Source organism: Streptomyces sp. NPDC008139 (genome assembly GCF_042957025.1).
In the GTDB taxonomy this organism is placed as follows: Bacteria; Actinomycetota; Actinomycetes; order Streptomycetales; family Streptomycetaceae; genus Actinacidiphila.
Map to the genome: position 1 here is coordinate 102,191 of NZ_JBIBHM010000015.1, position 21,422 is coordinate 123,612.

Here is a 21,422-nt window from a genome sequence, read left to right on the forward strand (position 1 = left end):
AAGGGGGGTGGGTGGGCGAAGGGGGTGGGTGGGGCGAGCCCGCCGGCACCCGGCGGTCCGTGGGAGCGGCGGAGGGGGGCGGGTGGGTGTCCAGGCCCTGCGCGACCGGCCGTCCAACCGTGGGGAGGGGGGTGGGCGGACGAAAGGGGGGTGGGTGGGGCGAGCCCCTCGGCACCCGGCGGTCCGTGGGAGTGGCGGAGGGGGTGGGTGAGGTTCAGCCCGGCGGCGGTCGCCCGCCCGCAGGACCGAGGAGGGGGGCGGGGGTGAGCCCGTCGGCGGTCGCCACTCGTGGGGGGCCGGGAGGAGGACGAGCGCGGGTAAGCACGTCGGAGGTGGCCCACCCGTGGGGGCCGGAGAAGGGGGCAAGCCTGGCGGAGATGGCCCACCCGTAGGGGCCGGGGAAGGGGGCAAGCCTGGCGGAGATGGCCCACCCGTAGGGGCCGGAGAAGGGGGTCGGCGGGTCAGGGCAGGGCATGGGCGGGCGGGCGGATTGGCTGGAACTCACCCCGTGGTGGGGGGCGGCTGGTGGTGGAGGGCGGCCCGCCGAAAGAACCCCCCACCCCCGGAAACCCCCACCGGACAGGCGGACGCCGACGTACCGGAAGGGGACGGGCCGGGGTGCCCCCGCAGAAATGCGGTGACAAGAACGGCACCGGATACACAGGCACCAGGCAGCCGCATTTCGAGGAGGTACCCCGGACCGGCACCGACCCACGCACAAGCGGCACCCGCAGACAAAGAAAGCACCCGCACGGGTGGGCGGGCGGGCAAGACTAGAGTCGAGGCATGCGCGGCATGGTGGGGGTGGTGACCAGAGGAACCACCGGGCCCAACCGGCTGCGCCGGATGGACCGGTGGATCGCCACCGCGCTGGAAGCGGAACTGAGAAGAGCCGACCACCCCGTCGTCGTAGACCTCGGATACGGCGCCGCACCGTGGACAGCGGTGGAACTGCTGAGCCGCCTCCAAGCGGTAAGAGAAGACGTCCAGGTCGTCGGCGTCGAGATCGACCCGGCCCGCGTCGCGGCGGCAAAACCGTACGAGCGCGACAACCTGAGCTTCATACACGGCGGCTTCGAAGTACCCCTCCCCGGCACCCTCCCCAGCGGAAGCCGCCCCGTCCTGATCAGAGCGGCAAACGTCCTGCGCCAGTACGACGAAAGCGAGGTCGCCGCCGTATGGACCCGGCTGCGCGGCCGGCTCGCCCCCGGCGGCCTCCTCGTGGAAGGCACCTGCGACGAGATCGGCCGCCGCCACGTCTGGGTGGCGCTCGGCCCCGAAGGCCCCCGAAGCGTCACCTTCGCCACCCGCCTCGGCTCCCTCGACCGCCCCTCCGACCTGGCCGAACGCCTCCCGAAGGCGCTGATCCACCGCAATGTGCCCGGCGAACCCGTGCACGCGTTCCTCACCGCCTTCGACCGGGCCTGGGCCTCGGCCGCCCCCCTGTCCGCCCTCGGCGCGCGGCAGCGCTGGATCCGCGCCGTCACCTCGCTGCGCGCGGACGGCTGGCCGGTCGTGGACGGCCCCGCCCGGTGGCGCCAGGGCGAGGTCACGGTCGCCTGGCCCGCCCTCGCCCCGCGCGGGTAACTCCCTCTCGCCCTTCCCCTTTACGGCTGGCCGTGCCACCATCCGCCAAGATGTGACGGCCCGTCAGATAAGCCCTGCTTTCAGGGGCCCGAGGAGCCGCGCGAACAGCCACCACGCCCGTGACGTGAGGGAGGCTCGGATGACCCGCGGAATCCGAAGCGGCGCCTGCGCGGCAGCGCTCACGGCGCTCACGGCGCTCACGGCCACGGTCGCGCTGACCACCGCCACGGCCACGGCCCCGGCGCAGGCCGCACCCCCGCGCACCTTGGCCCAGGTCAGAGCCGAGGTGGACGCGCTGTACCGGCAGGCGGAGGCGGCGACGGACGCGTACAACGCGGCCGGGGAACGCGTACGGGCCCAGCAGCACGACCTGGTGGCGCTGGCGGTGGCCATCGACCGTACGCAGACACGGCTGCGCACGCTCACCGCGCAGGCGGGGGCGCTGGCCCGCGCGCAGTACCGGGCCGGCGGGGTGCCGGACACGCTGCGGCTGGCGATGTCGGGGGACCCCGACACCTTCCTGTCGGACGCGGGACTCGCCGCCCGTGGCGCCCGCGCGGCGAGCGCCACGATCGACGCGCTGGCCGACACGCGCGGGAAGCTGGACGGTTACGCGCACGCCGCCACCGAGCGGTGGCAGCAACTGGTCGACGCGCAGCGGACGGCGGCCGGGGCGCGGCAGCGCGTACGGGCCAGGCTCGCCGAGGCCACCGCGCTGCTGGCCACGCTCAAGGAACAGGAGCGCGTCCGGCTCGCGCGGCTCGAGGACGAGGCGGCGTACCGCGCGCAGAGCGACTGGCTGGCGACCGGTGACGCGAAACGCCTGGTCACCGCCGCGTCCACGGAGTCCTCCGTCGCGGGCCGCCGCGCCGTGGCCTTCGCGACCCGGCAGATCGGGAAGCCGTACGTGTGGGGCGCGGCGGGGCCGTCCTCGTACGACTGCTCCGGGCTCACCTCCCAGGCGTGGGCGGCGGCGGGCCGTCCCATCCCGCGCACCTCGCAGGAGCAGTGGGCGCGCCTCCCCCATGTGCCCGTGGACCGGATGCGCCCCGGCGACCTCGTCATCTACTTCTCCGACGCCAGCCACGTCGGCATCTACGTCGGCGGCGGCGCGATCGTCCACGCGCCGCGCCCGGGGCGGGACGTGGTGGTGGCGGGGGCCGGTTCGATGCCGATCCTGGGGGTCGTACGACCGGGTTGATGACGGTTCGCGCGTGTCTGGACGTAGGGAGACGTGGGGCGCAGAGGGATACGTGGGCGGGTACGCGTACGGGCTGCGGTCCGGATGCGGGTCGCGGCGGGGGCGGGGTTGCGGCCACCACGCGTGACCTTGGTCATGTGCGGATCAACACATCCACCGCGAAATCCCCTGCTGACCGCCGCATATGACGCTGACGGTTCACTCTCTGCCCTCCCGTCACCTTGCCTCCAGCCACTAGGGTCTCCGGAGATCCTCGGGGGAGGGAAGGAGTCGCTTGATGTCCGCAGCCCAACGCGGCACCGATCGGCCCTCAGCCACCGACGAGACGCGCGGGGCCGAGGGCCCCGCCGCCGTGCCCGGTTCGGGTACGGCTTCCCCGGCCGGGCCCGCGCCCATTTCCGTACCGCCGTCCGTACCGACGTCGGTCGCCGTGCCAGGGTCCGTTCCCGTACCGACCTCCACCGCCGTACCGGCGTCCGTTCCCGTACCGACCTCCACCGCGCCGTACACAGAGTCCGGCGCCCTCTCGCTGCCCCGGCAGCGGCAGGATCCGGGCAGCGGTCCCGCGATCTTCACGCTGCTGGTGATCGGCGAGGACGCGACGGACGCCTTCACCGCGCCGTGGTTCCAGGAGGGCGGCGGGCCGCGGATCCGTATCCTGCGGGCACGTAATCTCACCGCGGCCGGCCGTCTCCTCACCGACGACGTGCACTGCATCCTGCTCGACCTGCCCGACGTGCTGGACGGCCTGCGGCAGGTGCTGCGGCTCGCGCCCGGCACCGCCGTACTCGTCCTGACCGACGGCGCGGACGACGGGCGGGCCGCGGAAGCCGTACGGGTCGGCGCCCAGGACCACCTCGCGCGGCACGAGGTCGACGCCGGGACCGTCACGCGCGCCGTCCGCTACGCCGTCGAGCGCAAGCGCGCCGACCTCGCGCACCGGCAGCTCACCGAGACGAAGCTGCTCGCGCAGGAGAACTCCCGGCTGGAGCGCGGCCTGCTGCCGACCCCGCTGCTGGACGGCGCGAGCCTGCGTTTCGCGGCGCGTTACCGCCCGGGGCGCAGCCGCGCCCTGCTCGGCGGCGACTTCTACGACACCGTCCGCGCCCCCGACGGCACCGTCCACGCGATGATCGGCGACGTCTGCGGCCACGGCCCGGACGCCGCCGCTCTCGGGGTCCAACTCCGCATCGCCTGGCGCGCGTTGACCTTCGCCGGGCTCGGCGGGGACGCGCTGCTGCGTACGCTCCAGCAGGTGCTCGAACACGAGCGGTCGGACGACGAGATCTTCGCGACGCTCTGCACCGTCGACATCGCGCCGGACGCGCGCAGCGCCGATCTGCATCTGGCCGGACACCCGGCGCCGCTGCTCTCGACCCCCGGCGCTCCCGGCAGCGTGCCGGAACTGCTGCCGTACACCGAGGGCGGCCCGGCGCTCGGCCTGCTGCCGGACGCCCGCTGGCAGCGGATACCGGTACGGCTGCGCGGCGAGTGGAGCCTGATGCTCTACACCGACGGCCTGATCGAGGGCCGGATCGGCCAGGGCACGCAGCGGCTCGGGCAGGACGGGATGGTACGGATGACCGCCCGGCTGCTGGCCGAGGGCCTGCGCGGCGAGGAACTGCTCGACGCGACGCTCACGGAGGCGCGGGAGCTGAACGGCGGGGAGCTGACGGACGACGTGGCGGTCGTGCTGCTGGAGCGGCCGAAGCGGATCTGAGGCCGGTCCGCTGGGGGGCTGGTCCGCTGGGGGGCCGCCGCCCGGTGGATGCGGCCCGGTGCGTACGGGCCCCGGTGCGTACGGGCCCCGGTGGGCACGGGCCCCAGCGGGTTCGGGCACCGGCGGGTTCGGCGCGGGGCGTACGGGCCCCGATGGATACGGCCCGGTGGGCGCGCGTCAGCCGTTGTACGGGCCGTACGGGCCGTCGCTGCTGCTGCCACCGCCGCGGCGCCGCCGCAGGCCGCCGCCACGGCGGGGTCCGGTGATCTGCCGTACCGCGGGGCGTACGTCCACCATGTACACGATCACGGCGACCAGGCCGATGACCGGCAGGAACGACAGCACCGAGAACAGCTTCATCACCACGGCCGCGATGCCGAGGATGATCAGCCAGAACGCCTTGGTGTTCTTGTCCGCCGCCCGGTACGCGTCCTCACGACGGATCGCCGCGTCGACGAAGGCGAAGGCCGCGAAGAGGAAGAGCGCCCACGACACCAGGCCGAGCACCCCGAAGAACCCCGTGATCAGCACGCCGTCCACCGCCCTTGTCGCTGTCGGCCGGCACTGTGCCGACCGTCCGCTTGTCGCCCGCCCAACCGTACCGGCTTCTGTACGAACAACGGGCCGGGCTCGCAAAGCGTGCCCGGCCCTCGCCTCACTCCGCGGACTTGTCGGTCGCCTTCTTCGCGCCGCCCGGCTTGCGGGGCGTGGTCTTGCGGGCAGCCGGCTTGTCGCCGGGCTTGTCGGCGGGCTTCGCGGCCAGCCGGTCGCCGATCGACTCGGTCAGCGGCTCGTCGGCCGGGATGTCCGCGAGCTTCACGGCCGGCGGGATCTCCATGATTTCGTCGGCCGCGCCGCCGCGCCACTGAGCGACCGCGCCCTTGCCGCGCTCGGCCAGCTCGTCGTACGTCTCGCGCGCCTTGACCGCGTACTCGGCGGCCCGGCCCACGCCCTGGAGCGCCAGGTCCTGCACGGACCCGCCGATCTTCTTCAGGTCCATGTCGATGCCGCTGATCGTCTCGTTCAGCCGCGTCTGCGCCTTGGTCGACGCGTCCTTGGCCTGCGCGGTGACCCGCTGCTGCACGTCCTTGGGGTCGGTGCCGCGGATCTTCTCGATCCGCTCGGGCGCCTGGTCCTTCAGCTTCTCCAGCAGCGCGGGCACCTCGCGGAGCTTCGCCGCCGCGAGGTCCGCCGTACCCGCGACCGCGTACAGCGGGGTCGGGTTGCGCAGGCTCTTGACGATGTCGTCGGTGATGGTCATTTCTCGGATTCCTCCCGTACGAGTGTCGGAGACGAATCCGCCTCCACGTTCTTCTGTTCTTCTTCGGCGTTCTTCTGTTCTTCTTCGGCCTGTCGTGCGGCTTCCTCGGCCTTGGCGGCCGATTCCGCGGCGGCGTTCTCTTTCCTGAAGGACTCGTAGATCTGGATGAGCACCTGCTTCTGCCGCTCGTCGATCGACGGGTCCGACATGATCACCGCCGGCACCTCCAGCTCGTCCCGCTCCCGCGCGTCGAGCATCCCCGCCTGCACGTAGAGCGTCTCCGCCGAGATCCGCAACGCCTTCGCCAACTGCTGCAGGATCTCCGCACTAGGCTTCCGCAGCCCGCGCTCGATCTGGCTCAGATACGGATTCGACACACCGGCCGCCTCCGCCAACTGCCGCAGGCTGAGCCGCGCCCCCCGCCGCTGCTCCCGCAGGTACTCCCCGACGTTGCCCACCTTCAGCGAAGCCATGCCTCCACCTTCCCCCACCACGCTAACTTTTGCAAGCACACCGCTTGCAACTGTGATCCTCCCGGCCTCACCGGCCGGCTCTCCCGAACTGATAGTCGTATCGGCGGCCGGTGCCTACGATGAAGGATCGGGGCGGTGGATGAGGGGGACGGTGTGATCGAACTGTCGGCCATGATTCGGGAATTACGGTGGGAACTCGACTCCGCGATGACCGACGGAGAAGGAGAACGCCTGCGATTTGAGCTGGGGACGGTCGAGGTGGAAGCGACCGTGACCGTCGGCAAGGAGGCAGGCGGTCAGGGAAAGGTCAGGTTCTGGGTGGTCGGGGCAGGAGGCGACGGAAAAGTCACGCGCTCGGACGTTCAGAAGATCACGCTGACACTTCAGCCGCGCCTCGCCGGTGGTGCGGCGGCGCTGATTGTCGGGGATGAGATTCCCGGGGAGCGGTGACAGAGGTGGCGGGCGGTTTCGACGCCGCCCGGGTGGCCGAGATCCTCGTGACGCGGGACGGGGCAGCGGGACGTAGGGGTTCGGGCTACGTGGTGGCGGCCGGCCGGGTACTGACGGCCGCGCATGTGGTCGCGGGGGCGAGCACGGTCCGGGTGCGGCTCGATGCCGGCCTGGCCGGTGAGCGCGTGTTGAACGCGGAAGTCCATTGGGCGGAAGCGGACCTCGACGTAGCCGTGCTTTCGGTGAGCAAGGAGGGCCAGGAGGCCTTCACGCCGGTGGAGTACGCCCGGGTGTCAGCGCGTAGTGCGCGGTTGACGTGCGCCGTGATGGGCTTTCCGCTGTTCAAGGTGCGTGACGAGGGGGGCGGTGCACCGTTCCGGGACGCATTCCATGACGCCCAGTGCACCTGCGACGTGCTGTCGAACCGCAAGGAGGGCACCCTCGACCTGCGGGTCGCGCCGCCGGCGCACTTCGCGGATCCCACGCGGTCGCCGTGGGCAGGCATGTCGGGCGCAGCGGTGTGGTGCCGTGACCGCGTGATCGGCATCGTGGGCCATCACCATCCGACCGACGGGCTGGACCACCTTGCGGTGCTGCGTGCCGACGCCTGGCACGCACGGCTCGGAGACGCCGCACAGCTCCTTGAGGAATCGGTCGACGTGCCCTTGGACCCCGAGCAGTTGGTGGACGTCGTGCCCACAACCTCCGTGGAAGGCCTGCCCAGGGAGGGGGAGTTGGACATGCGCTTGCGTAGCTACCTCGACGACGCCGGACACATCTCCGTACGTCATCCGTACCTTTTCCCTTCGTTGGTGGAACCGCCGCTGAACGAGGTGTATTTGACACAGCTGGCCAGCAGGCGTGGGGGCAGGGCAGCCGGCGGGGCCACTGAGCCGCCCGGGACGGAACGCGTCACCGCTGAGAGCCTCGTCGGCCGCCACCACGGCGTGCAAGTCGTCGGCGGTCCGGGCGCGGGCAAGTCCAGTCTGCTGCGCAGCATCGCGGGCGACTCCGCTCGTCAGTGGCTCGAAGGCGACGGCGGCGCCGAGGGGGTGCCGACGGTCCTACCGATCCTGGTACGGGCCGAGGACCTGATCACGGAGCCCGGCGGCATTCCCGACCGGCTCACCCGCGCGGTCCAGCGTGAGCTGGGCGGCACCACCCTCGGCACCGATGAACTGAACGCGCTGTTCCGACGCGAACCACCGCCTGGCACAAGGTGGTTGGTGTTGATCGACGGCCTGGACGAGGTGCCGTCCTGGCGCCGTATCGACGTACTGCACGTCATCGGAAGGCTCCGCGACCGGCCCGGCTGGCAGGTGATGGTAGCCAGCCGTCCACTGCCCGACGGCCTCCTGAACCGGATCGGCGACGACGAGCACCCCACATACGCCATCGAGCCGTTCCTCCCTGAGGAGTTGCCCGCCTTCGCCGAGAAGTGGTTCCGCGCGGTGGGCAAGCCCGACCCGGTCGCGACCGCCGCCCTCTTCACCGGCGAGGTGGAACGCAACCCGCGGCTGCGGGAGTTCGCCCGCATTCCCCTGATCGCGACCATGATGTGCGTGGTCTACGCCGAGGACGTCGAGGGTCCCGGCAAACAACTGCCCTTCAACCGTTCGGAGTTGTACGAGCGGTTCATCGACATCCTCGTCCAGCATCGCAATACGGCCGATGCCCGGCAGCGGCACCGCAGCCTCATCGACGAAGGCGACGCCGAAGCGCAGCAGGGTGTCACGGACCTGCTGCGTGAGGTGCTGCCGCTGCTGGAACGGCTGGCTCACGACCGGCTGGTGTTCGGGGGCGCGGGCAGCGATCTGCTGGACCGGGCGACAGCTCTGTCCGCGGTGCCGCGTCCCGCGTCGGTCACGCCTCACGCCTGGAGACAGATCCTGCGCGGCGTGCTGGAACACAGCGGCCTGCTGGAGCAGCGTGAGGGGAGCCTGCGCTTTCTCCACCCGTCGATCGAGGAGTACCTGGCCGCGCTCTACCTGTTCGGCCATGGGGGCCCGCGACGACACCTGGAGCGGCGGCGTTGGCCATGGGAGGACCTGGAGACCAAGGTCTTCCTGGCCGGTCTCCAGGCGGCAGCCGATCCTGCGGGGCTGGAAAAGCCGCTGGCCAGGCTGCTGAGGTGGCCACATCGGGGCACGCACCGCTTCGTCGTGGAACTCGTCGTCAACGGCATCCCCGTACCGGACCGGATCCTACGGCGCGCTGCGGTGATACTGCGCGAGGTGGTGATCCGCTTCGACCGCGGGCAGTCCGCCGAGGAGTGGGAGGCGGCGTGCCGTCAACTCGCGCTCCTCGACAAGCAGGAGCTGGTCAGCGCCCTGGAACGGCTCGGCGGCAAGAACCGCAGGGACGGCAACGCACGCTCACGGGTGGCCGAGATAGCGGCGGCGTACGACCAGGCGCTCGGGCTGCGGCTGATGTCCGCCGTCGTAACGGACCGCGGCCTGGACAGCGGTGTGCGGTTGCACATGGCGAAAACGCTGGGCCGGTACGCCCCCGACAACACCGTCGCCGTCCACGAAGTACTGGCCGCCGACGAGACGATGGGGGATCACCGAGCCGAAGCGGCCGAAGCGGTGGACCGGCACGATCCCGCGCGGGGCCTCGTGCTCTTCCGGCAGTTGACGAGGGGAGGGCCCGCGGCCAACGGCCCGGACCCCCTACGGATGGCCATGGCCTACACCCGGTGTCACCTCGGTGAAGGGCTGAACTATCTGGAAGAACTGGCCAATGGCAGATGGGGGCTCGATGGCGAGAAGCGCGTTGCCGCCGCGCGTGCCTTGATGGGGTACGACACGGGACGGGGAGTGAGCACCGCGTACCGTCTCGTCGACGATCGTCAGCTCCAAGGTACGGAGGAGACCTGGCGGATCGAGGCGGCAGAACTGCTCCCCATCTTCGGCCAGGACACCGCCCTGCGCTCCCTCTTGAGACTGTGCGCCGACCCGAGCCTGTCGGACCGGGGCCGTGTCACGGCGGGGCGGAAGGCAGGCCGGTTCCACCGGCAACTTGGCGCGGAGGCCCTGGTGCAACTGGCCGATTCGTGGGCTCCGGCCAACGGTGCCATGGCGGTGGAAGCCGCGACGGCGACGATCGACTTCTCTCCACGGCTGGGCGCGGAGGCCCTGGAGCGGATCGCGCGCGGAGGCGCGCACGAGAGCTTCCGGCTCCAAGCGGCGCACGCGATACCCGCGACCGTCTACCTGGGCCCTGATGTCCGGGAGGTATGGCGAGCGCTGTGCTGGGACCGCGCGCTGACCGACTCGGCGAGACTCACGGCTGCCAGAGAAGCCGATCGTCGAGGAGACGCGGGACGCGCGGAAGCCCTGCTGCATCTGGCTTACGAGGACGGTGTCGGACCTGAGTTCCGCTTATGGGCGGCGAAGTCGGCCGCTGAGCGCGGTGATCCCTCCGCAGCCAGCGCGTTGTCCGCCCTGGCGCTGTCGGAATTTCTGGCCAACGACGTACGCCGTGCCGCGGCAGAGGCCGTACCCGACCCGGCGGCCCGGGCACACCTGCTGTACCAACTCGGCCCGTAGACCGGGGCCGTCGGGAACGGGCGGATGGGCGACCGGACCGAACTGAGCGGTCTTGCAGCCTGGTTCGGTTCGGGTCGGGGTTACGAAGTCCGGGCGCGGCGGGAGTTGCCGGGGAGGAGGAGGTAGGCGAGGAGGAGGGTCATGACGGCTACGCCGGCCCACATGGCTTGTTGCCAGCCGTCGACGAAGGACTGCTGGGCGGCGCGGACGAGGGCGGGGGCGGTGGGGCCGCCGGTGGCGTGGGCGGCTTCGACGGCGTTGGCGATGCCTTCGCGAGCGGTGGCGGCGGTGGCCGGGGGCACGCCGTCGAGGCGGGGGCCGATGGCGCCGCGGTAGCCGGAGGAGAGGAGGGCGCCGAGGAGGGCGACACCGAGGGCGGTGCCGAATTCGCGGGTGACGTCGTTGAGCGCGGAGGCGACCCCTTGGCGTTCGCTGGGCAGCGAGCTGGTGATGGCCTCGGTGGCGGGGGTCATGGTGAGGCCCATGCCGATGCCCATGGCGAGCATGCCGGGCAGGACGGAGAGGTAGCCGCCGTCCACGGAGACGAGCGTGGCCATCAGGGCGAGGCCCGCGCCGCCGAGGAGGATGCCGAGGGCCATGGTGCGACGGCTGCCGACCCGTTCGGCGAGACGCGGCGCGAGACCCGAGGTGGCCATCATCAGGACGGCCATCGGCATGAGGGCCAGCGTGGACAGCAGGCCCGACCAGCCCAACACGGCCTGGAGGAACGGAAAGAGGACGACGAAGATCCCGGCCTGGACGCCGAAGACGGCCAGCAGCGCGACGGAACCGCCCGCCAGGCCGCGCTCGCGGAAGAGGCGTACGTCCAGGAGCGGGCCGTGCCGCCGCAGCTCCCAGACCACGAAGCCGACGGCGGCCAGGACGCCGACCAGCAGGCTGAGCAGGGTCACGGGCGCGGCCCAGCCCCGCTCGGGCCCTTCCTGGAGTACGAAGATCAGCCCGACCACCGCGACCACCGAGGTCAGCGCCCCGACCGTGTCGAAGGAGTGCGTCGCCGCGTCGCGCGAGTCGGGCACGGACCGCGCCGTCATCACGGCGGCCACGAGCACGAGCGCCACGGGCAGGACGAAGAGATAACGCCAGCTCGCCACGTCGACCAGCGCGGCCGACAGGAACATGCCCAGGATGCCGCCGCCGCCCGCGACGCCGGTCCACACCCCGATCGCCCGCCCGCGCTCCTCGGCCGGGAAGGTGGAGGTGATGACGGCGAGCGTCACCGGCATGATCATCGCCGCGCCCACACCGCTCAGCACCCGCGCCGCGATCATGACCTCGGCCGACGTCGCCAGACCCGCGATAACGCTGGCTCCGCCGAAGACGGCAAGTCCCGTGAGCAGTACGGGCTTTCGGCCCCATCGGTCGCCGACCGCGCCGAGCGGCAGCAGCAGCGCCGCCAGGCTCAACGTATAGATGTTGATGATCCACAGGATCGTGCTCTGCGAGGCGTCGAACGCGACGGCCAGGTCCGGCTGCGCGACGTTGAGGCCGGACACCGAGGCGATGACGGCCATCAGCGCGACGCAGACGGAGATCAGGATCGCGCGGCGCCGACGCGGGTCGTCAACACCCGCCGCATCAGGGGCTGTTACATCCACCGGTACGTCAACGGCCTTGCCCGCGCCCTCGATTTCGGTTACGGCTTCGGCTTCGGCTTCGGCACTGACCCGCGCGGGCCGGTTCGGACTCTCCGTACTCATCTGGACGGACCTTTCACCAGGGACGGTCAACAGGGAAACGAGGGAGCGATCGTCGCCACGACCGGCCCCGATGTGCAAAATTGTTTGCCGATCGGCAAACTGGGCTCCATGGATCGCACGGACGGCACGGCTGGCGCGGACGGCACAGACAGCACGGACGGCACGGACGGCACGGACGACGAAGTGGGCCGCACCCTCGACGCCGTCGGCCCCCGCCTGAAGAATCTGCGGCTCGGCCGGGACCTGACGCTGACGCATCTGGCGGCGGCGACCGGCGTCTCGGTCAGTACGCTGTCGCGGCTGGAAGCGGGCCTGCGCCGCCCCACGCTGGAGCAACTGCTGCCGCTGGCAAGGGTGTACGGCGTCACCATCGACGAGTTGGTCGACGCGCCCCGCACCGGTGACCCGCGCCTCAACCTGCGTCCGATCGCCTGCAAGGACGGCTCGACCGTGCTGCCGCTGACCCGCAGGCCCGGCGGCATCCAGGCGTACAAATTCGTCCTGCCCGCCCCGCCGCGCGGCCCCGTGGAGCCCGCCCTGCGTACCCACGAGGGCTACGACTGGATCTACGTGCTCAACGGCACGCTCCGGCTGGTCCTCGGCGAGCACGACCTCGTGCTGAAGCCGGGCGAGGCGGCCGAGTTCGACACCCGTACGCCGCACTGGTTCGGCTCCACCGGCTCGGGGCCCGTCGAATTCCTCAGCCTCGTCGGCAAGCAGGGCGAGCGCGCGCACGTACGGGCGGCGCCGGACCCCGCCGCGTCAAAGCGCTCCTAGGGCGCGTCCGCCGCGGCGAGAGCCGCCTCGGTGTCGGCGGCGGCCAGGTCGGCGTTGATGTGCGCACCGGCCAGGGCGCCCGCGGCGGCGGAGGCGCCGACCTGGGCCGTCAGGTCGGTGGCGTTGCCCGCGACCCACACGCCCGGCACCGACGTGGTGCCCGCGGGGCCGGTGGTGGCGAAGCGGCGGCCCATCCCGCCCGGCAGTTCCTCCATCGGCAGACCGAGCCCGGCCAGTCCGTCGGTGCGGGCCAGCATGCGGGTCGCGACGGCCAGGACGCGGCGCGGTACGAACCGGCCGTCGGTCAGCCGTACGCCCGCGATGCGCCCGCCCGCGGCGGACCCGGCGGCCTCCGTGGACCCAAAGCTCTCCGTGGACCCGGAGCCCTCCGTGGACCCGGAGCCCTCCGTGGACCCGGTCGACTCGACCGCCGCCACCGGAGTGTCCTCGACCCGGATCGCGCGGGCGGCGAAGCGCGTACGGGTCTCGTCGTCCAGGTCGGTGCCGCGCGTGAAGTAGACCAGGTCGTCGGTCAACTGCCGGAAAAGCAGGGCGTGGTGGACGGAGGCGGGACCGACTGCGAGTACGCCGACGGGCTCGTCGCGCACCTCCCAGCCGTGGCAGTACGGGCAGTGCACGAGGTCGTGCCCCCAGTGCCGGGCGAGGCCGGGGACGTCGGGGAGTACGTCGCGCAGGCCGGTGGCGACCAGGAGGCGGCGGGCGCGGAGGGTGGCGCCGTCGGCGAGGGTGACCGTGAAACGCGGGTCGGCGCCGGGGACGGCCTCGGCGGCGGTCACCTCGCCGACCAGCACCTTGCCGCCGTACCGCCGTACCTCCTCCCTGCCCCGGCGCAGCAGCTCCGCCGGGGGGATGCCTTCGAGGCCGAGGAGGCCGTGGACGCCGTCGGCGGGCGCGTTGCGCGGGGTGCCGCTGTCGACCACGGCGACGGAGCGGCGGGAGCGGGCGAGCATGAGGGCGCCGTTGAGGCCGGCGGCGCCGCCGCCGATCACCACGGCGTCGAGGGTCGGGGCGAAGGCGTCGGTCCCCTCGGCCGAATTGACCACATCGGTCACATCAGTCACATCGGCCGGATCGTTCACGTGCGCGGGAATCGTCGCGGGCATGGGCGCACCTCTCTATACGTGTCGGCTTGCGTCCTGCGGTGAGCGGGAGCCCCGTCCGGGGCCCGGTACGACCACGCTAAGCGGACTTTGCGCGCGAGGCATAAGATGTTGCGCATGACGCAAGACGATGGAGATCTCGACAGCCTGGTACGCAAGCGGATTCGCGCGCTGCGGGTGGCGCAGGGCTGGTCGCTGGACGAACTGGCCGGCCGCGCGCGGCTCAGCCCCTCCACGCTCAGCCGGATCGAGAACGGTCAGCGCCGCCTCGCGCTGGACCAGCTCGTGACCCTCGCGCGCGCCATGGACACCACGCTCGACCAGCTCGTCGAGACGGCCACGGAGGACGTCATCTCCAGTCCGATGATCGACTCCGCGCACCAGACGATGCGCTGGGCCATCAAGGCGGACCCGGGTATGACGGTCGTACGGCAGCGCCTGACGAATCCGCCGCCGGACAGCCCCTCCCGGCTGCGCGCCCACCCCGGGCGCGAATGGCTCGTCGTCCTGTCGGGCACGGCCGTGCTGCTGCTGGGCAACCGGCGCTTCCGCGTGGAGACCAACCAGTCGGCCGAATTCCCGACGATGCTGCCGCACGCCATCGGCGCGCAGGGCGGGCCCTGCGAACTGCTGGGCATCTTCGACCGTGACGCCCGACGCGGGCACCAGCGCGGCGACGAGAAGAGCGGCGGCGAGGAGGACGGGGCCTGAGCCCGTTCGGCGAATCGGGTACGCCGGGGACCGCGAATCGGGTACGTCGAGGCCCGCGAACCGCGCAGGCCGGAGCCCGCGACTCCCGCAGGTCGAGGCCCGCGCAGGCCGGAGCCCGCGACTCGCGCAGGTCGGGGCCCGCGCAGGTCGGGTACGCCGGAGCCCGCGACTCGCGCAGGTCGGGGCCCGCGAAGTCGGGTACGCCGGGGCCCGCGAATCGAGCAGGCCGGAGCCCGCGACTCCCGCAGGTCGAGGCCCGCGCAGGTCGAGGCCCGCGAAGTCGGGTACGCCGGGGCCCGCGAATCGAGCAGGCCGGAGCCCGCGACTCGCGCGGGCCAGGGTGTGCGACTCGCGCGGGCCAGGGCGTGCGACTTGCGCCGTCGGCAGCCCGGACGCCCACCGTCTTGCCGTTCCCGAAAGCGACCGGGCGGCCCGCCCACGGCCCTCATACGGTGGGCGCCATGACTCACGCAGCCCCGCACGCGGCCCACGACGCCCGTGGTCACGCCCCGCATGACCACGATCACGGCACCCCACAGGCCACCGCCTCGCATCACGACGCCGAGGCCGACAGCCAGGCGGACATCCTCGACCTCGACGCGGAAGTCCTCGCCGAGCACACCGCCTCGATCACCGCGTGGCTGCCCGTCGAATCCGCCCCCCGCCACATCGTGGACCTCGGCTGCGGCACCGGAGCCGGGACCCTCGCCCTGCTCCGGCGCTTCCCCGAGGCCGAGGTCATCGCGGTCGACACCTCGGCCGACCACCTGCACCGCCTGCGCCGCAAGGCGGAGGCGGCCGGGGTCGCCGAGCGCGTCCGTACGGTCCAGGCGGACCTCGACACGCGGTGGCCCGACCTCGGCGCGCCCGACCTGGTCTGGGCGTCGGCCTCCATGCACCACATGGCGGACCCGGAGCGCACGCTGCGCCAGGTCCGCGACACGCTCGCGCCCGGCGGGCTCTTCGCCGTCGTCGAACTGGCGGCGTTCCCGCGCTTCCTGCCCGAGGACGCGCCCGCGGAGCGCCCGGGGCTCGAAGAGCGCTGCCACGCCGCGCTCGACCACCACCACGCCGAGCACTTGCCGCACCGCGGCGCCGACTGGGGGCCCATGCTGAGCGGCGCGGGCCTGACCGTCGTGGGCGAGCGCGTCGTGACCGTGGACATCGGCCCGCCCCACGCCGAGGCCGTCGGCCGGTACGCGCTCACCAGCCTGACCCGTATGCGCGGCGGCATCGCCGAGACCCTGGCCCCGGAAGACCTCGCCGCGCTCGACCGGCTCCTCGACGCCGAGGGCCCGGACAGCATCGCGCGCCGCGACGACCTGACCGTGCGGACCGAGCGCACGGTGTGGGCGGCGCGGCGCACCTGAGCACGAGGACCGTGAGCCGTACCTGATCCCAGGGCGTACGCCCGTACGCCCGTTTCCTCGTCCGCCCCGCTGTGGACCGGCACCGAATTCTGCCGCTGTGCGGCGCCTGGGCGGTGGTCGGTTACGGCTTGGTGCTGGCCGGTGCCACGAAGGGGCAGCGGGCGGTGCGGGTGACCGGGCGGACAGTCGAGGTGCCGACGCCCCGGCACGGCGGCCCCCGGCACACCCGGCATACCCGTGGTGGTCGCCTGTCCTACTGACGGCGGGTCAGGCGGCGAGCACGTCCTGCCGTACGACGGCGAGCGCGGCACCCCGCGCGACGCCGCGCCTGGCCGCGTGATCCCGCCCTGAGACAGAGGCACTAAGGGCTCCGAGGCGCCAACGCCCTTGTCCATTAGGGCCCTTGCCCTCGACTGCCCTTCGACCAGAGTTCATCCGCCACCGGTGGGCTCGTCGCCGCCCCGCTGCTCCAATGGATGCCGCCGATGGCCAACTGGCCTCGTCAGCGGTCGACATGGAGGTTCGGGCTGATGAAGATCTGGCGAGCGGGAAGCACGGTGGCCGTCGCGGCCACCCTGGCGCTGCTGCCGCAGGCGGCGTACGCGACGACCTGGCAGCGCCTCCCCGCGTACTCCACCTGGACGGGCATCACCGCCCTGGAGCGCGGGCAGGGCATCGCCACCGACGGCACGTACTTCTACTACTCGGGCACGTACAGCCTCGACAAGGCGACGGTCGACGGGAATCACGAGACGGCCTCCAACCCCCTTGCCATTCCTGGCGCGTTGAGCGGCGCCTACGGCTCCGACCACATCGGGGACATCGACGTGTACGGGGGCTACGTCGTCGCCCCTATCGAGGACGGCGACGGCTACCGGAACCCGCTGCTCGCCCTGTACTCCGCCAACGACCTGAGCTGGACGGGCCGTTACGTACGCCTGCCCCTCGCGCTGCTGCCCGGCGGCGTCCCGTGGGTGGCCGTCGACCCGGCCACCGGCCTCGTCTGGACCGCCCCCTGGAACCAGGACAGCGCCCAGGGCACCGACGAACTCGTCGGCTACCGCCTCAGCGACCTCCTCTCCCTCCCCGCCGGAGCCGAACTCCCCGTCGCCACCACCGTCCGCCTCTCCCGCCCCCTCAGCCGCATCCAGGGCGCCACCATGCTCGACGGCTCCCTCTACGCCTCCGTGGACGGCGACGGCGACAAGGCCGTCTACGCCATCGACCCCGCCACCGGCAGCGTCACCCGCGCCTTCACCCAGGACGTCCAGCCCGACGACGAGGTCGAGGGCATCACCGCCCTCGACCTCGGCCCTTCCGGCGGCCGACTCCACATCCTCAACGTCGGCAGCGGCTGGAAGTCGATCTTCCTCTACCTCCAGCACTACCAGCCGGTGGGCTGACGTACCGGCGCCGTCCCGACCCGCCTCAGCGGGCGAGGCGGGTCGGTACGGGGCCGAGGCGGGTGAGTTTCTCGGGGTTGGCCACCGTGTGGATGTGGGTGACGCGGCCGTCACGGACGACGAAGGTGGCGGCGGCGACACGGCCGTCGACTTCGACGCGGGCGGCCGGGGCGCCGTTGAGCCAGACGGCGGAGACCAGGCGGCCGGGGCCGGCGAGGAGGGCCGCGACGCGCGCGGCGCCGTGCACGGGGACGCGGGAGGCGGGGGCGAGGCCGCCGCCGTCGGCGACGAAGACGACGTCGGGGGCCATGACGTCGAGCAGGTCCTGGACCCGGCCGGTGCGCAGGGCGGCGAGGAAGCGTTCCACGACGGCCTGCCGCTCCGCGCGGCTGACCTCGACCCGCGGCCGCCGGGCCGCCACGTGGTCGCGGGCGCGCCGGGCGATCTGGCGTACCGCGGCCGCGGACTTCCCGACCGCCTCGGCGATCTCCCCGTACGGCGTCTCGAAGACCTCGCGCAGCACGAAGACCGCGCGCTCGGTCGGCCCGAGCGTTTCGAGGACGGTGAGCAGCGCCATCGAAACGCTGTCGGCGAGTTCGACGTCCTCGGCGACGTCGGGGGCCGTCAGCAGCGGTTCCGGCAGCCACTCGCCGACGTACTCCTCGCGGCGGCGCGCCAGCGTACGCAGCCGGTTGAGCGACTGCCGCGTGACGACCCGTACGAGGTACGCCCGCGGGTCGCCGACCCGCGACCGGTCGACGTCGGCCCAGCGCAGCCAGGACTCCTGGAGCACGTCCTCGGCGTCGGCCGCCGAGCCGAGCATCTCGTAGGCGACGGTGAAGAGCAGGCTGCGGTGGGTGACGTACGGGTCCTCGGCGGTGTCCTCTTCCATCCGCCCGGCGTTCATACGCCCGACGCCGCGTCGGACGGCTCCTGCCGGGTGGCCAGCGGGATCTCGCACGCGTCCGAGAAGCCCTGCGAGGTGATCCCGTGCGCCGTGTTGCATCGGGCAGCCAGGTTGGCGAAGCCGATGTAGACGGTGAGTTCGACCAGCCCGGCGGGGCCGAGGACGTCGAGCAGGCGGGCCGACAGCTCGTCGGTCACCTGCGGCGGGGTGGTGGTCATGGCCTCGGCGTACGTGAGGACGTCCCGCTCCAGCGGTGTGAAGACGTCCGCGGTGCGCCAGCGCGGCACCTGGCTCGCCTTGGCCGGGTCCAGCTTCTGGTTCAGCGCGAGGAAGTAGTTGATGTCCAGGCACCAACCGCACCCGATCTGCGCCGCGACGGCCATGTGCGCGAACGTCTTCAGGCTCGCGTCGACCACGTCCCACCGGCCCACTTCGGCCGCGAAGACCTGGTTGGCCGCGGCGAGCGCGGGGTGGTGGTACGTCACTTCGACCGGCTCCGGCACCGTGCCGAGCTGCTCGATCAGGGCCTCACGGACCTCGGCGGGGAGTTCGGCTTTCGGAATACGCAGCGCCATAGTGGCCTCCTTGTCGTGCCTCGGTGCCTCGGTGCCGCCTTGTGCGGCACCGTGCGGCTCCGTGCATGAAGACACCGGCCGGCGCGCGGGCGTGACAGCCGTACGACGTGGAGATCGCTACGACGTCGAGAGCGCTACTACGTGGAGATCGCGCTGTCAGGCCGGGTCTCCAGCTTTCAGGCAGGGTTTCCGGCCCTCAAGCCGGGTCTTCGGCTCTCTGGTCGAACGCTTCGCGGGAGGCGTCGATGTCGGCCAGATTCCTGAGACTCCAGTCGATGAGCGGCCGGGTGGCCTCCAGGAGGGTGTGCCCCCTGGGCGTGAGCTCGTACGTCACTTTGGGTGGCATCACGGTGTGGACCGTGCGGGTCAGCAGGCCGTCGCGTTCGAGTCCGCGCAGTGTGACGGTCAGCATCCGCTGGCTGATGCCCGCGATCGATCGTTTGACCTCGGTGAACCGCAGCGGGCCGGGGCCCAGGACGGCGACGACCAGGAGCGACCACTTGTCGGCCACGAGGTCGAGCACCTCGCGCGCCCGTGCGCCGGCGGCGTCGCAGAAGGCCGTGCGGGCCGGAGCCTGCTCGCCGGGCGTGGGGGCCGGGTCCGTCATGGGTTACCTCCGGGGAACCGGGGCACGTCAAAGTGCCTGATTGACGCGGTCTGGCGGTTCCATAAAGTTACTGGAGTACTTATCGTAACCGCCATTTTTCGGGCGGCACCCCGTCGTACGCGCGACGGGCCGCCCATGGGAGGAACCCGTATGCCCACCATCGCCGTCGTCGGCGCCGGCCCCGGAATGGGCCTGGCCATCGCCCGCACCTTCGGCGCCGAGGGATTCGACGTCGCCCTGATCGCCCGCACCGCGGAGCGCCTGGACGGCCTCGCCGGGCTGCTCGCCGCCGACGGCGTCATCGCCAAGGGCTTCCCCGCCGACGTCCTGGACCGCGACTCCCTCACCCGGGCCCTGACCGACGCGGCCGAGCACTTCGGCGCCATCGACGTGCTGGAGTACTCCCCGGGCGGCCCGGAACCGACGTTCCTGAACCCCACCGAGGCCACGCCCGAGGACGTCGACCTACAGATGCGGTATCTCGTGTACGGCGCGATGACCGCCACCGCCGCGGTGCTGCCCGCGATGCGCGCCGCCGGCACGGGCACGCTGCTGTTCACCACGGGCGCCGGCTCGGTCGACCCGGTCCCCATGCTCGGCGACATCAACGCCGCGGGCGCCGCGCTGCGCAACTGGGCGATCAACCTGCACAAGGAGCTCGAACCCGAGGGCATTCAGGCCGCCCACGTCGCGATCGGGGTGTGGATCGGTGACCACGGCCCCGAGGGAGCACCTACCGCCACCGCGGACCAGATCTCCCCCGTGTACTGGGACCTGCACACCCACCGCGACCAGGCCGAGCGGATCTTCACCGTCTGACCGCCGCCGTAGCGGCGGATCTTCACCGTCCGCCCGCCGCCGGAGCCGGAAACCGGCGGCACCGCACCCCCGACGGGCACGGGTCCCGCCGGGCCGCCACCACCCGCCACGCGTCCCCGACCGCGTCGTGTTCCGACGGGCGGGCCGTCGGATCAGCGGGCGAGGAGGTCGCGGAGGGCCTTGACGACCGTCGCCGGGGACTCCTCCGCCATGAAGTGGCCGGTGTCGACCGTGGTGTGCCGGAGGTCGGGGGCCCACGCGGACCACAGCGCGGCGGCGTCGAACCCGAGCGCCGCGCCCCAGTCCTGCTGGAGGACGGCGACGGGCATACGCAGCCGGTTGCCCGCGGCGCGGTCGGCCGCGTCGTGGGTGACGTCGATACCCGCCGAGGCCCGGTAGTCCGCGACGATCGAGGGGATCGCGGCCCGGCAGGCGGCCAGGTAGACGGCGCGCACGTCGGCCGGGATGGCTTCGGGAGCCCGGACCCACAGGTCCAGGAAGTGGCCGAAGAAGAGGTCGGGGTCGGCGGCGATCATCCGCTCGGGCAGACCGGGCGGCTGCGCCATCAGGTAGAGGTGGAAGCCGACGGCGGCCGTGGTGCCGTGCATGGCGTCCCACATGTCGAGGGTGGGCAGGACGTCGAGGCAGGCGAGGTGCGTGACCGTTCCGGGGTGGTCGAGGGCGGCGCGGAAGGCGACCAGGGCGCCGCGGTCGTGGCCCGCGAGCGCGAAGCGGTCGTGCCCGAGGGCGGCGGCCACGGCCACGATGTCGGCGGCCATGGTGCGCTTGGCGTAGACGGCTTGTGCCGTGCCGGCGGGGCCGGCCGTGTCGTCGGCCTCCGCCGGCTTGTCGCTCGCGCCGTAACCCCGCAGGTCGGGGCAGATCACGGTGTGGTCGGCGGCGAGGTCGACGGCCACGTGCCGCCACATCAGGTGGGTCTGCGGAAAGCCGTGCAGCAGGACGACGGGCGGCCCGGAGCCGCCGACGGCGGCGGTGAGGGTGACGCCGTCGGCCGCGGGGACGCGGCGGAGGTCGAAGCCGGGGATGGCGGGTGGCATGGGGTGCCCCTTTCGGTGGGTGGACGTACGCGGGCCGTGCCCCCGTACGCGGCGGTGCCGGTCGTACGCGGTCCTGGCCTTACGCGGGCCGTGCACGTACGCGGTCCTGGCCG

19 protein-coding genes are annotated in these 21,422 nt (G+C 72.5%); 10 read left to right on the forward strand and 9 right to left on the reverse strand.

Translation table 11 applies throughout. The features are described from left to right. The first annotated feature begins 786 nt into the window (after positions 1–786). From ACFZBB_RS28905 to ACFZBB_RS28915, 3 genes are all read left to right on the forward strand, one after another. Positions 787–1,587 (forward strand): class I SAM-dependent methyltransferase, encoded by an 801-nt coding sequence (locus ACFZBB_RS28905; RefSeq protein ID WP_391128287.1) that lies wholly within the window; start codon positions 787–789, stop codon positions 1,585–1,587. A gap of 139 nt (positions 1,588–1,726) precedes the next feature. After that, a complete protein-coding gene (locus ACFZBB_RS28910; RefSeq protein WP_391128290.1) occupies positions 1,727–2,788 on the forward strand; it encodes an NlpC/P60 family protein in 1,062 nt (353 codons plus the stop codon). A gap of 277 nt (positions 2,789–3,065) precedes the next feature. Further along, positions 3,066–4,508 (forward strand): SpoIIE family protein phosphatase, encoded by a 1,443-nt coding sequence (locus ACFZBB_RS28915; protein ID WP_391128293.1) that lies wholly within the window; start codon positions 3,066–3,068, stop codon positions 4,506–4,508. 177 nt (positions 4,509–4,685) lie between these two features. Here ACFZBB_RS28915 and ACFZBB_RS28920 read toward each other — a convergent pair whose 3' ends face one another. From ACFZBB_RS28920 to ACFZBB_RS28930, 3 genes are all read right to left on the reverse strand, one after another. Continuing rightward, positions 4,686–5,039, reverse strand: coding sequence for a DUF2516 family protein (locus ACFZBB_RS28920; RefSeq protein ID WP_355342053.1), 354 nt, complete (start codon positions 5,037–5,039; stop codon positions 4,686–4,688). A 124-nt stretch (positions 5,040–5,163) separates the two neighbouring features. After that, positions 5,164–5,769 (reverse strand): hypothetical protein, encoded by a 606-nt coding sequence (locus tag ACFZBB_RS28925; RefSeq protein WP_391128296.1) that lies wholly within the window; start codon positions 5,767–5,769, stop codon positions 5,164–5,166. Beyond that, the gene (locus tag ACFZBB_RS28930) at positions 5,766–6,242 is read right to left on the reverse strand and encodes a helix-turn-helix domain-containing protein (protein ID WP_391128299.1); all 477 of its coding nucleotides are present in this window, start codon (positions 6,240–6,242) and stop codon (positions 5,766–5,768) included. Before ACFZBB_RS28930 ends, ACFZBB_RS28925 begins: the two co-directional genes overlap by 4 nt. Before the next feature lie 135 nt (positions 6,243–6,377). Here ACFZBB_RS28930 and ACFZBB_RS28935 point away from each other — a divergent pair, with 135 nt between their 5' ends. Continuing rightward, complete coding sequence (locus ACFZBB_RS28935) at positions 6,378–6,692, forward strand: trypco2 family protein (protein WP_391128302.1); 315 nt, start codon at positions 6,378–6,380, stop codon at positions 6,690–6,692. Further along, positions 6,689–10,243 carry a trypsin-like peptidase domain-containing protein gene (locus ACFZBB_RS28940; protein WP_391128305.1) on the forward strand — a complete coding sequence of 1,185 codons (3,555 nt, stop codon included), beginning with the start codon at positions 6,689–6,691 and terminating at the stop codon, positions 10,241–10,243. The genes ACFZBB_RS28935 and ACFZBB_RS28940 overlap by 4 nt, the downstream gene beginning before the upstream one ends. A gap of 80 nt (positions 10,244–10,323) precedes the next feature. Here the strand turns inward: ACFZBB_RS28940 and ACFZBB_RS28945 are convergent, their stop codons facing one another. Beyond that, positions 10,324–11,961 (reverse strand): MFS transporter, encoded by a 1,638-nt coding sequence (locus tag ACFZBB_RS28945; RefSeq protein WP_391128308.1) that lies wholly within the window; start codon positions 11,959–11,961, stop codon positions 10,324–10,326. Positions 11,962–12,069: 108 nt separating this feature from the next. Here ACFZBB_RS28945 and ACFZBB_RS28950 point away from each other — a divergent pair, with 108 nt between their 5' ends. Next, entirely contained in the window at positions 12,070–12,738 is a 669-nt protein-coding gene (locus ACFZBB_RS28950; protein ID WP_391128311.1) for a helix-turn-helix domain-containing protein, read from the forward strand. On the opposite strand, the gene ACFZBB_RS28955 is transcribed toward ACFZBB_RS28950, so the two are convergent. Further along, complete coding sequence (locus tag ACFZBB_RS28955) at positions 12,735–13,709, reverse strand: FAD-dependent oxidoreductase (RefSeq protein WP_391128536.1); 975 nt, start codon at positions 13,707–13,709, stop codon at positions 12,735–12,737. The two genes, ACFZBB_RS28950 and ACFZBB_RS28955, sit on opposite strands and share 4 nt — an antisense overlap. A gap of 258 nt (positions 13,710–13,967) precedes the next feature. On the opposite strand from ACFZBB_RS28955, the gene ACFZBB_RS28960 reads away from it, so the two are divergent. The 3 genes from ACFZBB_RS28960 (at position 13,968) to ACFZBB_RS28970 (ending at position 17,343) form a co-directional block, all read left to right on the forward strand. Further along, positions 13,968–14,570, forward strand: a complete 603-nt coding sequence (locus ACFZBB_RS28960) for a helix-turn-helix domain-containing protein (RefSeq protein WP_391128314.1) — start codon at positions 13,968–13,970, stop codon at positions 14,568–14,570. Positions 14,571–15,031: 461 nt separating this feature from the next. Then, the gene (locus ACFZBB_RS28965; RefSeq protein WP_391128317.1) at positions 15,032–15,940 is read left to right on the forward strand and encodes a methyltransferase domain-containing protein; all 909 of its coding nucleotides are present in this window, start codon (positions 15,032–15,034) and stop codon (positions 15,938–15,940) included. Between the two features lie 530 nt (positions 15,941–16,470). Continuing rightward, positions 16,471–17,343: a hypothetical protein gene (locus ACFZBB_RS28970; RefSeq protein WP_391128320.1), complete on the forward strand. Its 873-nt coding sequence runs from the start codon at positions 16,471–16,473 to the stop codon at positions 17,341–17,343. A gap of 25 nt (positions 17,344–17,368) precedes the next feature. On the opposite strand, the gene ACFZBB_RS28975 is transcribed toward ACFZBB_RS28970, so the two are convergent. The 3 genes from ACFZBB_RS28975 to ACFZBB_RS28985 form a co-directional block, all read right to left on the reverse strand. Beyond that, positions 17,369–18,235 carry an RNA polymerase sigma-70 factor gene (locus ACFZBB_RS28975; protein ID WP_391128323.1) on the reverse strand — a complete coding sequence of 289 codons (867 nt, stop codon included), beginning with the start codon at positions 18,233–18,235 and terminating at the stop codon, positions 17,369–17,371. 11 nt (positions 18,236–18,246) lie between these two features. Continuing rightward, a complete protein-coding gene (locus ACFZBB_RS28980; protein ID WP_391128326.1) occupies positions 18,247–18,825 on the reverse strand; it encodes a carboxymuconolactone decarboxylase family protein in 579 nt (192 codons plus the stop codon). Positions 18,826–19,021: 196 nt separating this feature from the next. Further along, a complete protein-coding gene (locus ACFZBB_RS28985) occupies positions 19,022–19,432 on the reverse strand; it encodes a winged helix-turn-helix transcriptional regulator (RefSeq protein ID WP_391128329.1) in 411 nt (136 codons plus the stop codon). A 150-nt stretch (positions 19,433–19,582) separates the two neighbouring features. On the opposite strand from ACFZBB_RS28985, the gene ACFZBB_RS28990 reads away from it, so the two are divergent. Further along, positions 19,583–20,251, forward strand: a complete 669-nt coding sequence (locus tag ACFZBB_RS28990; RefSeq protein WP_391128331.1) for an SDR family NAD(P)-dependent oxidoreductase — start codon at positions 19,583–19,585, stop codon at positions 20,249–20,251. 152 nt (positions 20,252–20,403) lie between these two features. Here ACFZBB_RS28990 and ACFZBB_RS28995 read toward each other — a convergent pair whose 3' ends face one another. Further along, positions 20,404–21,309, reverse strand: a complete 906-nt coding sequence (locus ACFZBB_RS28995) for an alpha/beta fold hydrolase (RefSeq protein WP_391128333.1) — start codon at positions 21,307–21,309, stop codon at positions 20,404–20,406. Between the last annotated feature and the right edge of the window lie 113 nt (positions 21,310–21,422).

Coding starts and splice junctions, on each gene's coding strand:
- ACFZBB_RS28930 (WP_391128299.1), bottom strand. CDS start 6,242: ATGGCTTCGCTGAAGGTGGGCAACGTCGGGGAGTACCTGCGGGAGCAG.
- ACFZBB_RS28945 (WP_391128308.1), bottom strand. CDS start 11,961: ATGAGTACGGAGAGTCCGAACCGGCCCGCGCGGGTCAGTGCCGAAGCC.
- ACFZBB_RS28990 (WP_391128331.1), top strand. CDS start 19,583: ATGCCCACCATCGCCGTCGTCGGCGCCGGCCCCGGAATGGGCCTGGCC.
- ACFZBB_RS28905 (WP_391128287.1), top strand. CDS start 787: ATGCGCGGCATGGTGGGGGTGGTGACCAGAGGAACCACCGGGCCCAAC.
- ACFZBB_RS28925 (WP_391128296.1), bottom strand. CDS start 5,769: ATGACCATCACCGACGACATCGTCAAGAGCCTGCGCAACCCGACCCCG.
- ACFZBB_RS28980 (WP_391128326.1), bottom strand. CDS start 18,825: ATGGCGCTGCGTATTCCGAAAGCCGAACTCCCCGCCGAGGTCCGTGAG.
- ACFZBB_RS28960 (WP_391128314.1), top strand. CDS start 13,968: ATGTTGCGCATGACGCAAGACGATGGAGATCTCGACAGCCTGGTACGC.
- ACFZBB_RS28975 (WP_391128323.1), bottom strand. CDS start 18,235: ATGGAAGAGGACACCGCCGAGGACCCGTACGTCACCCACCGCAGCCTG.
- ACFZBB_RS28965 (WP_391128317.1), top strand. CDS start 15,032: ATGACTCACGCAGCCCCGCACGCGGCCCACGACGCCCGTGGTCACGCC.
- ACFZBB_RS28950 (WP_391128311.1), top strand. CDS start 12,070: ATGGATCGCACGGACGGCACGGCTGGCGCGGACGGCACAGACAGCACG.
- ACFZBB_RS28910 (WP_391128290.1), top strand. CDS start 1,727: ATGACCCGCGGAATCCGAAGCGGCGCCTGCGCGGCAGCGCTCACGGCG.
- ACFZBB_RS28985 (WP_391128329.1), bottom strand. CDS start 19,432: ATGACGGACCCGGCCCCCACGCCCGGCGAGCAGGCTCCGGCCCGCACG.
- ACFZBB_RS28955 (WP_391128536.1), bottom strand. CDS start 13,709: ATGCTCGCCCGCTCCCGCCGCTCCGTCGCCGTGGTCGACAGCGGCACC.
- ACFZBB_RS28970 (WP_391128320.1), top strand. CDS start 16,471: ATGAAGATCTGGCGAGCGGGAAGCACGGTGGCCGTCGCGGCCACCCTG.
- ACFZBB_RS28915 (WP_391128293.1), top strand. CDS start 3,066: ATGTCCGCAGCCCAACGCGGCACCGATCGGCCCTCAGCCACCGACGAG.
- ACFZBB_RS28995 (WP_391128333.1), bottom strand. CDS start 21,309: ATGCCACCCGCCATCCCCGGCTTCGACCTCCGCCGCGTCCCCGCGGCC.